This is a genomic window from Pseudoduganella umbonata, from assembly GCF_014192225.1.
Taxonomy (GTDB): domain Bacteria; phylum Pseudomonadota; class Gammaproteobacteria; order Burkholderiales; family Burkholderiaceae_D; genus Rugamonas; species Rugamonas umbonata.
Map to the genome: position 1 here is coordinate 44,975 of NZ_JACHXS010000002.1, position 12,131 is coordinate 57,105.

The 12,131-nt window shown below is 66.5% G+C and carries 12 protein-coding genes; 6 read left to right on the forward strand and 6 right to left on the reverse strand.

Features of this window, described 5'->3' with window-relative positions:
• Positions 1-18 precede the first annotated feature (18 nt).
• A complete protein-coding gene (locus FHS02_RS05255) occupies positions 19-537 on the reverse strand; it encodes a gluconokinase (protein WP_229422261.1) in 519 nt (172 codons plus the stop codon).
• 289 nt (positions 538-826) lie between these two features.
• Positions 827-1,855 (reverse strand): HTH-type transcriptional regulator GntR, encoded by a 1,029-nt coding sequence (gene gntR / locus FHS02_RS05260; protein WP_137315034.1) that lies wholly within the window; start codon positions 1,853-1,855, stop codon positions 827-829.
• A gap of 191 nt (positions 1,856-2,046) precedes the next feature.
• Between gntR and FHS02_RS05265 the strand changes: the two genes are divergently transcribed.
• Positions 2,047-2,739, forward strand: coding sequence for a helix-turn-helix transcriptional regulator (locus FHS02_RS05265; protein ID WP_175424856.1), 693 nt, complete (start codon positions 2,047-2,049; stop codon positions 2,737-2,739).
• Between the two features lie 477 nt (positions 2,740-3,216).
• On the opposite strand, the gene FHS02_RS05270 is transcribed toward FHS02_RS05265, so the two are convergent.
• From FHS02_RS05270 to FHS02_RS05285, 4 genes are all read right to left on the reverse strand, one after another.
• Positions 3,217-4,131: an alpha/beta hydrolase gene (locus tag FHS02_RS05270; protein WP_137315033.1), complete on the reverse strand. Its 915-nt coding sequence runs from the start codon at positions 4,129-4,131 to the stop codon at positions 3,217-3,219.
• Positions 4,132-4,190: 59 nt separating this feature from the next.
• Positions 4,191-5,024, reverse strand: coding sequence for an HDOD domain-containing protein (locus FHS02_RS05275; protein ID WP_137315032.1), 834 nt, complete (start codon positions 5,022-5,024; stop codon positions 4,191-4,193).
• Positions 5,025-5,159: 135 nt separating this feature from the next.
• Positions 5,160-5,447 (reverse strand): hypothetical protein, encoded by a 288-nt coding sequence (locus tag FHS02_RS05280; RefSeq protein WP_137315031.1) that lies wholly within the window; start codon positions 5,445-5,447, stop codon positions 5,160-5,162.
• Positions 5,448-5,455: 8 nt separating this feature from the next.
• Positions 5,456-5,902, reverse strand: coding sequence for a MarR family winged helix-turn-helix transcriptional regulator (locus FHS02_RS05285; protein ID WP_137315030.1), 447 nt, complete (start codon positions 5,900-5,902; stop codon positions 5,456-5,458).
• Positions 5,903-6,035: 133 nt separating this feature from the next.
• Here FHS02_RS05285 and FHS02_RS05290 point away from each other — a divergent pair, with 133 nt between their 5' ends.
• From FHS02_RS05290 to astD, 5 genes are all read left to right on the forward strand, one after another.
• Positions 6,036-6,977 (forward strand): GlxA family transcriptional regulator, encoded by a 942-nt coding sequence (locus FHS02_RS05290; protein ID WP_137315029.1) that lies wholly within the window; start codon positions 6,036-6,038, stop codon positions 6,975-6,977.
• A 240-nt stretch (positions 6,978-7,217) separates the two neighbouring features.
• A complete protein-coding gene (gene astC, locus FHS02_RS05295) occupies positions 7,218-8,462 on the forward strand; it encodes an acetylornithine/succinylornithine family transaminase (protein WP_137315028.1) in 1,245 nt (414 codons plus the stop codon).
• A gap of 91 nt (positions 8,463-8,553) precedes the next feature.
• A complete protein-coding gene (locus FHS02_RS05300; protein WP_137315027.1) occupies positions 8,554-9,585 on the forward strand; it encodes an arginine N-succinyltransferase in 1,032 nt (343 codons plus the stop codon).
• A 10-nt stretch (positions 9,586-9,595) separates the two neighbouring features.
• Positions 9,596-10,642 (forward strand): arginine N-succinyltransferase, encoded by a 1,047-nt coding sequence (gene astA, locus FHS02_RS05305; protein ID WP_137315026.1) that lies wholly within the window; start codon positions 9,596-9,598, stop codon positions 10,640-10,642.
• An 8-nt stretch (positions 10,643-10,650) separates the two neighbouring features.
• Positions 10,651-12,126, forward strand: a complete 1,476-nt coding sequence (gene astD / locus FHS02_RS05310; protein WP_137315025.1) for a succinylglutamate-semialdehyde dehydrogenase — start codon at positions 10,651-10,653, stop codon at positions 12,124-12,126.
• Positions 12,127-12,131 lie beyond the last annotated feature (5 nt).

The following is a 12,131-nucleotide window of genomic DNA, read 5'->3' on the forward strand; positions in this document are numbered from 1 at the left end:
TTGCCTGTCAGGGGCGGATCACGCCGCCGGCACGATGCGGCCGACCAGCTGCGGCACGTCTTCGCGGATGTCGAGCACGATGCCCGCCTCGTCCGGCTGCAGCGGTTCCAGCGCCGCGAACTGGCTGTCCAGCAGCGACAGCGGCATGTAATGGCCGACACGCGCATTCATCCGCTCGGCGATCAATTCGCGCGTGCCGTCCAGGTGCGCAAAATGGACATCGCCCGGCACCCCGCGCAGGCCTTCGCGCAAGACATCGCGATAACGCCGCTTCAGTGCCGAACATCCGACGACCACGCCTTCGCCGCGCTGCGCTGCCTCGCGGATCTCCCGCTGCAGGCTGGCCAGCCAATGCAGGCGGTCGCCATCCGTCAGCGGCACGCCGGCGCTCATCTTCGCCACGTTTTCCGGCGAGTGAAACCGGTCGCCCTCCACATAGCGCACGCCCAGCCGCTCCGCCAGCGCCGTCCCCACCGAACTCTTGCCGCAACCGGCAACACCCATTACCACCCAGTACGGGGCGTCCACTTTAGTCATTTCGCCCTCTGATAGCGCTAACAAAAGCGGTCAGTGTACTGCACGCAGCCAGATTGTTCAACCGGGGGGGACTGCTCGGTTTCAGACAAGTACCAACCTGACAGGTACCCTGACACTGTTCAGTTAACGGAATTTGATGCCGCAGCAGCGCCTGCGTTGTCGTGTCGGACACCGGCTTCTTGGTGTCGGACACGGGTTTTCGGCGACGATTTATAGCGTTCATGCAAAAACCGGTGTCCGACACCTGAAACCGGTGTCCGACACCAGGGCGCTGCCGCCATTGGCTGCGTCAAGCGCTTTCGCGTGCCATCAGCGTGAAGCCGAGATCGAGGTGCGCCTGGGCCGGCCGTTCGCCGCGGATCGTGGCGCGCAGCATCGTGGCGGCTTCGAAGCCGATCTTGTAGCGCGGGGTGCCGACCGTCGTCAGCGCCGGCTTCATCCATGCCGACGCGGGCAGGTCGTTGAAGCCGCAGATGGCCAGCTGCCCCGGTACTTCGATGCCGCGGCGCTGGCACTGGTAGATGGCGCCGTGCGCCAGGTCGTCGTTGCAGCAGAAGATCGCGTCGCAATCGGGCACCTGGGCCAGCATGCGCCCCAGCAGTTCGGCGCCCAGCGCGATGGTGGAAGGGTCGGGCACCATGATTTCCAGGCGCGGATCGGCCAGGCCGGCGTCTGCCATCGCCTTGCGGTAGCCTTCGGCGCGGCGCAGCGTGCGTTCGTCGAGCTGGGCGCCGATGAAGCCGATGCGCTTCTTGCCCTTGCCGAGCAGGTAGCGCGTCATCGCCTGGCCTGCCTCCACCTGCGAGAAGCCGACGCACAGCAGGTCCGGGTCGGACGACAGGTCCATCATCGATACCACCGGCACGCGCGAGGTTTCCAGCATCTGCTGCACGCGCGGACTGTGCGTCAGGCCGGACAGCAGGATGCCGTCCGGGTTCGACTGCATGTAGACGTTGAGCAGCTTTTCCTCTTCGGCGTCGGAGTAGCGGGTGTTGCCGATCAGGAGCTGGTAATTGTCGTCATCGAGCGCATCCTGGATCCCCTGCAGGACGGCGGTGAACACGGTATTCGACAGCGACGGCACCAGCACGACGATGACGTTCGATTGCGCCGAGGCGAGGGCGCGGGCGGCACGGTTCGGCACGTAGCCGAGTTCCAGCACGGCCTGCTCGACCCGCTGGCGCAGCAGCGAGGACACCAGGTCGGGCTGGTTGATGGCGCGCGAGGCCGTCATCGGCGCCACGCCGGCACGGGCCGCAACGTCGCTCAGCGTGACGCGGCCGCTGGCGCGGCTGCGGGAAGAAGGGGATTTGCTCATATCTGGAGGGGCTCTTGAGGACCCTTGGAATCCTACTTTGTTTATGGTGTTGTTGGGCTGGATTTATCCATATATCGGGAACCACTGTCAATCGACGCTGCGCTGTCGATACCCCCATAGTATGACCGATGCGGCCCCCGGCAGTCGCATGCCGCCATGCTAAGCTTGCCGCTTTGTCACCGGAGAACCGCATGAACCGCACCGGCCGGATGTTCCAGTTGATGGATGCGCTGCGCGGCAATCGCCTTCCCGTCACAGCGGCCGCGCTGGCTGAACGGCTGGGCGTCTCCGAGCGCACGATCTACCGCGACATCGCCGCGCTGGCCGAGCTGGGCGCGCCGGTGCAGGGGTCGGCCGGTGTCGGCTACCTGCTCAAGAGCGGCTTTTTCCTGCCGCCGCTGATGTTCGACGCCGACGAGCTGGAAGCGCTGGTGCTGGGGGCACGCTGGGTGCGGCGCCAGGGCGATGCGGCGCTCGCCACCGCCGCCGCCAGCGCGCTGGCCAAGATCGCTACCGCCACCCCGAAGGACCTGCGCGACGAGATGGCGGAAACCAGCCTGTGGGTACCAATCGCGCCGCCGTCGCCGGAGCACGACGCCTTCGTGCGCCCGGCCCGAGAAGCGATCCGCCGCCAGCACAAGCTGCGCATCAGCTACAGCGACGAGCACGGCCGGTCTTCGGAACGCACCGTATGGCCGTTCGCACTGGCCTTCCTGGACGGCCGCCGCCTGCTGGCCGCATGGTGCGAACTACGCGCCGCGCAGCGCCACTTCCGCATCGACCGTATCCGCGACGCCACCACCCTCGCCGAGCGTTATCCGACGCCGCGCCATGCGCTGATCCGCGCCTGGCGCGCCGAGCATGGCATCCGCGACGACTCCTGACAGGAACTGTCAACCGTCGCCCTTACCATGCTTGCCAGAGAATATCGATGTTATGTGAACTGGCGCACAGAACGGGGCCGGGCCGACTAGTACTATGGAACTGTCTCTTTCAGGACATCCCTAGTTTTGGACTTGGCCCGCTTTCGAGCGGGCATTTTTTTTGTCCCTTGCTTTGTTGTCCTTGCGTTGTTGTTTCGCGCAGTTGCGCCGCAATGGGAGACTGGATGGACGACGGATACGAGATGTTGCTAGGGTGGCCGCGGCCCGCGCACGATGGACAGGCAGGCCTGCATGCAGGTCCGCGCCAGCCGATTGAGTGGGACGATGCGGATGGTGCCGGCCCTGACCGCCTGTTCAACCGTTACCGGCGGCTGCGCCTGGATGCGTGGGCCGCCGTCGCCGGCCCTGCCGGCAGGAGCGGGCCTGTGGACGGAACCCCGCCTGCCGGTTTGGCCGCACCTGCCGCCGGGGCCGAGCCTATTGCTCGCTGCCCGGCAATGCCCAGCGCAGCCCGCGCGTGATGACGGCGGGCCCCACGGTGAAATGGTCTTCCTCCGGAATCACGTCGGCGGCGATCCGCAGCCCCGGGTAATTGCGCGACTTCAGCGCCGCCTTGAACGCGCGCACCTCGCGTACCGTGTCTTCGCGCTTGTTGAAGCGCGGCCCCGGCTTGATCGCCTCGTACTCGCCGACCGCCAGCAGCACGTTGGCGCGGATATCGCGGCGGCTGGCGGCGACCGCCTTCTCGCGCTCGAACATCATGCGCCGGCCGAACCACAGCGACGGGCTGCCCAGCACGTAGTTCTCGAACATCGGCCGCTCGCCGAACAGCATTTCCAGGCCCAGCAGCGAGCCATACGAATGGCCGATGAAGGTCTTGCGATGCATGTCGGCGCGGTAGTGCTTCGTCACGAACGGGAACACGTCGTTGGCGATGAACCGGGAGAATGCCGCGGCCTCGCCGAACTTCGGCTCGCGGCCCGGCATGTCGGAGCGCACGTCGGCATCGTCGGGCGGCCCCGGCGTGTAGTCGCGGCGGCGGCTGTATTCCGGCGTGTCGCCGTTCGCGTAGGACAGGCCCACCAGGATGAATTCGTCGATCGTGTGGCCCCTGCGGCCGGCGCGGCTGGCAATCGCGCGCGTCAGGGGAAAGGCGTACGGCGCGTCGGTGACGAACACTACCGGGTAGCTGCGGCCGGAGCGCGCATACGACGGCGGCAGGCTCACATAGATCTGGTAATCGCGCTGCAGTTCGCGGGCGCGCACGGTGCGCACCTCGGTTCCCTCCAGCACGTACGGCGCGCCCTCGAGCGCGATCGAGGCGCCCTGGGCCAGCGCGCCGCCGGCCACGAAGCAGCACGCGACGGCAAGGGCGCGGAGATGGTTCTTCATGTTGTCGGCAAGGCAAAAGAAACGATTATCGCCGAAATGGGGATTCCGGGGGCCGGTGCCTACAGCATCAGTACCGCATGCAGCGACTGCACCTCGATGCGCGACTCGTCGAGGATCGCCTGCAGCGTGCCGTCGCCGACCGCGAAGTCGATCGTGCGGGCCGCCTGCGGCGTCGTTGCGCCGGGACGCGCATGCATCGGCGAGGGGACCGGCGCCAGGTCGTCGGCCAGCAGCAGCGTGTCACCCAGCGTTTCCGGCGGCAGCGCGCGCATGCCGGCCCACATGGCTTCGACGGCGCGCACCACGTGTTCCGGCACCATCAGCGCGCCCAGCACGCGCCGCCCGATGACGGTTTCGCCATGCGCAATCCAGTCGTCGGCCATGTCCTCGGCCAGGCCGGGAAAGTCGGCCGCGCGCGACAGCAGATAAAACGCACCCACTTCGTGGACGATGCCGGCAAACAGTGCCGTATCCGGATCCACGTGCGTGACGCGGCGCGCGATCACCTGGGCCAGCGCGGCCACATGCGCCGTGTGCGACCACAAGCGCTCCGCTTTCGCCTGCAGGCCGGCTTCGAGCGTGCTGCCCAGCTGGCGCACGATCAGCGCCGCGACCAGCGATTGCAGCGTGCGCACGCCGAGCCGGTGCACGGCCGCGCGCACGCTGGAGATCGGCGTGCCGGAACGGTTGAAGGCCACGGAATTGGCGATGGCGACAGTGCGCGCGGCCAGCAGCGGGTCGGCGCCGATCAGGCGCGCGGCAATGTCCACATGGCAGTCGGGATCGACGAGGGCCTGCTGGAGCTTGATGGAAGCCTCCACGCTGGCGGGAAATGCAAGCTCGCCGCGGCCGGCCTGGGCCGCGATCGTGTTGAAGGCGTCGATTCTGTCCATCGAAAAATTATACCCACTATATTGCCATGTGGAAACAAATTGCAATGGCAAGATGCCTGGGGTGTTGCGCAAATACCGCCACAAGCGCCGTCGCAGGTGGCGTTTGTCGCGCTGCGGCGTTCGCCGCGATGCGGCTTACTCCTGGCGGAAGATGGCGTCGCAACCCTCGTGGGTGGTGCCTTCCATGTCGGCCAGTTCGTCCGTCAGCTCCAGGTCTTCCAGTTCCTCGACGGCATTGGTGAAGCTGTTGTGCTTCGTGGCGCCGATCAGGCGGTAGATGTCGCCATCCTCGTTGCGCACGCCGATCAGGAACTTCTGCGCGCGCACCTCGTCCTCGGTAGCGGTTTCCAGCAGCAGGTTGCCGGCGATCTCTTTGTCGAACTTGGCCGGCGTGAAGCCGTCGATCAGGGTAGTTTTAAGCATCGTCTTAATCAGGATGGAGTGGATTCGGGAGAGGCATCGATCACGGACTTCAGGCGCGCCAGCACCCTTTCCAGTTCCGCGTAATCGGCCTCCGTGTAGTGGGCGAACACCGCGCCGCCGCGCGAGGTCACGCGGGGGAACACCTCAAGGAACGTTCGTTCTCCGGCCGGCGTGAGCCGGATGAACCAGCTGCGCGCATCGAGCGTGCTGCGCTCGCGCATCACCAGCCCTTTCTGCTCGAGGCGTTCGATCACGCCGGTCAGCGTGCCTTTCGTGATCAGCGTGCGCTCGCCCAGATCCTTGTACGACATGCCCGGCGTATTGCCCAGCGTGGCGATGATGTCGAACTGGGCATGCGTCAGGCCATTTTCGCGCACGTGGCGGCCGGACAGGCGCTCGAAGGCTTGCATGCACTCCGCCAGCAGCCGGATACTTTTCAGATAACGTTCACCCATGGGCGGATTATAGCGGGCGCCCGCCACCACCGGTGCCTCCGGTTGCCGCGTACCGGCGCCGGGCCTTGGCCACCCCCGAACTGTTACCATAGCAATCCCGTTTCCCTTGCCCCGATGACACCCCGCATGTCCGATGTCCTTCGCTAACCTCGCACGGCTCGGCCGCGAGCGGCCGCTGCGCATGCTGCTCGTGAATGCCGGCGATGCCGAGAGCCTCACCTGGTCCGGCCTGGTCCAGCCGCTGCGGCTGGCGCAGCGCCTGCTGGGCGATGCCTTCCTGCTCGACATCCGCACGCCGGCCGCCGTGGCGGCCACCGGTGCCGATGGCTGGCACGTGGCGCTGCTGGTCGCGGACGAGCAGCAGCCCCCATTGCCGCCGCAACTGCTGTACGCGGTGCTCGACCGTTGCCGCACCGCCACCAGTTGGGGCGGCGTCGGCGCCGCCGTGCTGTGGCTGGCCGCGGCGGGACATGCCGCCGGGGTGCGCATCGCGCTGCCCTGGGCCCTGTACGGCGATACCGGGGAAGTCGCCGAGCAGGCGATCCTGACACCGCACCTGTTCGAATGCGATGGCCGGCACATCACCTGCTGCGGCGGCGCGGCCAGCATCGATTTCGCGCTGACCCTGATCGAGCACCTGCTCGGCAGCGGCACCGGCGCCGCCGTCAAGGAGGCGCTGTGCATCGACCGCGTGCGCACTGCCGACGAACGCCAGCGCGTGGCCTTGCAGGCCCGCTTCGGCGTGCTGCAGCCGAAGCTGTCCGAAGCGGTGACGCTGATGGAAGCGAACATCGAGGAGCCGCTGTCCACCGACGACATCGCCAACCTGGTCGGCCTGTCGCGCCGCCAGCTCGAGCGCCTGTTCAAGCAATACCTGGGCAGCCTGCCGTCGCGCTACTACCTGGAACTGCGGCTGCAGCGCGCCCGCCAGCTGCTGCGGGAAACCAACCACTCGATCGTGCAGGTGGGGCTGATGTGCGGCTTCTCGTCCGGCTCGCACTTTTCCACCGCATTCGGCACGCTGTTCGGCAACACCCCCCGCGAAGAACGCCAACGCAAACTCGCCGCCGCCTGAAATGTTTCCCGAAAACCGGTGACAGACACCAATTTCCAGGAAATGTTTCTCGAAAACCGGTGTCTGTCACCGGTTTTTCTGCAACAGGCCGTGCCGGAGGCCAAGGCATTGCATTGGGCGCACCGGTTTTAGGAAATTTCTTGTCGCATCTTCAAAAGAGTTTTAGCATCCCCGCTTTTACAATCTGTACATACCGTGGAATTGCCGCGGCCGTACCTCTTCTTTTCCTGGGGAATGCCAATGAACGCCAAGCTTGATTCGACTGTTACCACTCGCCCTGTCACCCGGCAGACTTACGACGAAGTCCTGGTGCCAACGTACGCACCGGCGCAGATGGTACCGGTGCGAGCATCGGGCCTGGACCTGTGGGACCAGGAAGGCAAGCGCTACCTGGACTTCACCTCCGGCATCGCCGTCGCGGCGCTGGGCCACTGCAACCCGATCGTCGTCGAGGCGCTGACCCGCCAGGCCAACACCGTCTGGCACCTGGGCAACGGCTACACGAACGAGCCCGTGCTGCGCCTGGGCCTGGCGATCACGGAAGCCACGTTCGCCGACCGCGCGTTCTTCTGCAATTCCGGTGCCGAAGCCAACGAGGCGGCGCTGAAGCTGGCGCGCAAGCATGCGCATGCCAGGTTCGGCGAGCACAAGACGCGCATCGTGTCGTGCCTGAATTCGTTCCACGGCCGCACGCTGTTTACCGTGTCCGTCGGCGGCCAGCCGAAATACACCGAAGGCTTCGAGCCGCTGCCGCCGGCGATCGACCACATTCCGTACAACGACATCGAAGCGGCGCGTGCCGCGATCGGCGACGATGTGTGCGCCGTGATCGTCGAGCCGGTACAGGGCGAGGGCGGCGTGATGCCGGGCAGCCCGGAATACCTGCAGGAACTGCGCGCTCTGTGCGACAAGACCGGCGCGCTGCTGATCTTCGACGAGGTACAGTGCGGCATGGGCCGTACCGGCTCGCTGTTCGCCTACATGGGCTATGGCGTGACGCCGGACGTGCTGACGTCGGCGAAAGCGCTGGGCAACGGCTTCCCGGTCGCGGCGATGCTGACCACCGAGGAGCTGGCGAAGAACCTGTCGGTCGGCACGCACGGCACCACGTACGGCGGCAATCCGCTGGCCGCCACGGTGGCGCTGACGGTGCTGGAAACCATCAACCAGCCGGCCTTCCTGGCACGCGTGAAGGAAGCCAGCCTGTACCTGATCGGCAAGCTGGAAGAACTGGTGCGCGATTACCCGCAGGTATTCACCACCGTGCGCGGTGCCGGCCTGCTGCTGGGCATCGTCGTCAGCGACGAGTTCAAGGGCCGTTCGAAGGATATCCAGCGCGCCGTCGAGGCGGAAGGCCTGATGGTGCTGATCGCCGGCCCGGACGTCGTGCGCATGGCGCCGGCGCTGGTCGTCACCGATGCGCAGATCGACGAAGCCATCGCGCTGATGCGCAAGGGCGTGGACAAGCTGCTGGCAGCGAAGTAATCCCGGGCTTCCGGCGTCGTCCATGCCGCCGGCGCGGCGCATCAGTCGTTCATGCATCGTGCCGGCGTTTTCATTCAAACCAGGAGTGCCTATGTACGTCGTCCGTCCGGTGGAAACCGCGGATATCCCCGCGCTCGAATCGTTGGCCGCGGTGACGATGCCGGGTGTGCACACGCTGCCCCGCAGCCGCGACAAGATCGTCATGGCCGTCGAGCGTTCGCTGGCCTCGATGGCCGCGCAGGTCGACATTCCCAGCGAGGAATCGTACCTGTTCGTGCTGGAATCGCTGGAAGAGCGCCGCATCTGCGGCACCGCCGCCATCTTCGCCTCGGCCGGTTCCAACGGCACCTATTTCTCGTTCCGCAACGACGTGATCCAGCAGGTCTCGCGCGACCTGAACATCTGCCACAGCGTGCATGCGCTGACGCTGTGCTCGGAGCTGACCGCCTATTCGCACCTGTCGTCGTTCTATGTCGCGCCGGAAGTGCAGCAGGGCCCCGAAGCGGCGCTGCTCTCCCGCTCCCGCCTGCTGTATGCGGCGCAGCATCCGCGGCGCTTCGGCGACCGCTTCTTCGTGCCGCTGGCCGGCGTGACCGACGATGCGGGCCAGTCGCCGTTCTGGAACGCGGTGGGCCGCAAGTTCTTCAAGATGGACTTCCTCGACGCCGAGCGCACCATCGGCGGCGCGCGCAACCGCACGCTGATCGTCGAGCTGATGCCGCATTACCCCGTGTACGTGCCGTTGCTGCCGGGCGATGCGCAGGCCGTGATGGGGCAGATCCACCCGTCCGGCGAGCTGGCCTTCAACCTGCTCACGGCGGAAGGCTTCGAGGCCGACGAATACATCGACATCTTCGATGGCGGCCCGATCCTGCAGGCCCACAAGCACGCGCTGCGCACCTTCACCACTTCGCAGAAACTGCGCGTGCGCACCGGCGTTGCCCGCACCAGGGAGGGCCCGCTGTTCAACTATGCGGTGTCCAACGCCGACAGCGCGGCATTCCGCGCCGTGACGATCCCCTGCCCGGACCTGGACGGGTGCGACGCCGTGGCGCTGCCGCCCGAAATCCAGGACATCCTGCGCGTCGCCGAAGGCGACAGCGTGACCTGCGTACGCATCTGAGGAGAAACCCATGCTTGTTGTACGCGCCATCCACGAGGGCGATCTCGACGGCCTGTTCAACCTGGCCAGCCAGGTCGGCACCGGCATGACCACGCTGAAGGCCGACATGAAGATGCTGGGCGACCGCCTGGCCACCGCGTGCGCATCGTTTGCCGAAACCATCCCGCCCGAAGAGCGCGACTACCTGTTCGTGATGGAAGACACCGCGAACCACCGGCTGGCCGGCGTCTGCGCGATCAAGGGCGCCGTCGGCCTGACCGAACCGTTCTATAACTACCGGATCGGCACGCTGGTGCATTCGAGCCGCGAGCTGAACGTGTTCACGAAGATGGAAACGCTGTACCTGTCGAACGACCTGACCGGGTCGTCCGAACTGTGTTCGCTGTTCCTGCACCCGGATTACCGGGTCGGCCACAACGGCAAGCTGCTGTCGAAAAGCCGCTTCCTGTTCATCGCCCAGTTCCCGCACCTGTTCACGGAAAAGATCATCGCCGAGATGCGCGGCTACCAGGCGGAGGACGGCAGCTCGCCGTTCTACGAAGGCCTGGGCCGGCATTTCTTCAAGATGGATTTCCACCATGTCGACGACCTGACCGCGCTGGGCAAGAAATCGTTCATCGCCGAACTGATGCCGCGCCAGCCGCTGTACATCGCCTACCTGCCGCAGGATGCGCAGGATGTCGTCGGCGCCGTGCACAAGTCCACCGCGCCGGCGCGCCGCCTGCTGGAGCAGGAAGGCATGCACTACGAAGGTTATGTGGACATCTTCGACGCCGGCCCGGTGCTGCAGGCGCGCGTGTCGGAACTGCGCGCGCTGCGCGACAGCGAACTGGCCATCATCGCGCCGGACGACGACATGGTGCACGCGTGCGCGCCTGCCACCACCGAGCCCACGCTGGTGTCGAACACCACGCTGCGCGACTTCCGCATGATCATCACCGAGGCGGCCAGCGTCAACGGCAGCATCGACCTGTCCGCCGCCGAACAGCAGCTGCTGCATTGCGCTACCGGCGCCACCGTGCGCACGCTGCCCCTGAACGTCAAGAAAAACCAGTGAGGAAGACCATGCCCGACACCGTCCTGTCCAACTTCATCGCCGGCCGCTGGCAAGCCGGCAGCGGCGCCGAACTGATCACCGTCGATCCGGCCACCGGCAACGAGACCTGGCGCGGCAAGGCTGCCGCGCCGGAAGACGTGGCCGCCGCCTGCAGCGCCGCCCGCGCCGCCTTCGAGCCGTGGGCCGAGCGGCCGCTGGAAGAGCGCATCGCCATCGCCACGCGCTTTCGCGACCTGCTGAAGGAAAACAACGAGGCGCTGGCCGGGCTGATCGCCCAGGAAGTCGGCAAGCCGATGTGGGAAGCGCGCACCGAAGTGACGACGATGGCGAACAAGGTCGACATCTCGGTCCAGTCGTACAACGCGCGCACTGGCGAAGTGCACAACAAGGTGGCCGATGGCGAGGCCGTTCTGCGCCACCGCCCGCACGGCGTGTTCGGCGTGTTCGGCCCGTACAACTTCCCCGGCCACCTGCCGAACGGCCACATCGTGCCGGCCCTGATCGCCGGCAATACCGTGGTGTTCAAGCCCAGCGAGTACGCGCCGCGCACCGCGATGAAGACCGTGGAGCTGTGGGAGCAGGCCGGCGTGCCGGCCGGTGTGATCAACCTGGTCAACGGCGGCCGCGATACCGGCGTGGCGCTGGGCCAGAATGCCGACATCGACGGCGTGCTGTTCACCGGCAGCAGCCAGACCGGCGCCGCGCTGCACCGCCAGTTCGGCGGCCAGCCGGGCAAGCTGCTGGCGCTGGAAATGGGCGGCAACAATCCGCTCGTCGTCTGGGACGTGAAGGACATCGATGCCGCCGTGTTCATGGCGATCCAGTCGGCCTTCATCTCGGCCGGCCAGCGCTGCACCTGTGCGCGCCGGCTCGTCGTGCAGAAGGGCGAGCAGGGCGACGCGTTCCTCGACCGCCTGGTCGACGTGGCGTCGAAGATCCAGGTGGGACCGTCGCATGCCGAGCCGCAGCCGTTCATGGGGCCGGTGGTGTCCGCCGCCGTCGCGGAAAAACTGGTGCAGGCGCAGCACGACATGGTGGCCAAGGGCGGCAGGCTGCTGCTGGAAATGCAGCAGCTGCAGCCCGATACCGGCTTCGTCTCGGCCGGCATCGTCGACGTGACCGATGCGCAGGGCATCCCCGACGAGGAATGGTTCGGTCCCCTGCTGCAGGTGTACCGCACCGACGATTTCGACACGGCGCTGCGCATCGCCAACAACACCGAATTCGGCCTGGCCGCCGGCCTGCTGTCGAACGAGGAAACGCTGTGGAAGACCTTCCAGCGGCGTGCCCGCGCCGGCATCGTCAACTGGAACCGCCCGACCACCGGTGCGGCCAGCACGGCGCCATTCGGCGGCGTCGGCAAGTCCGGCAACCACCGGCCAAGTGCCTACTATGCAGCCGATTACTGCGCCTATCCGGTCGCATCGATCGAGAACGGCGCACTGGAAATGCCGGCCAAGCTGTCGCCGGGCCTGACGTTCTGAGGAAA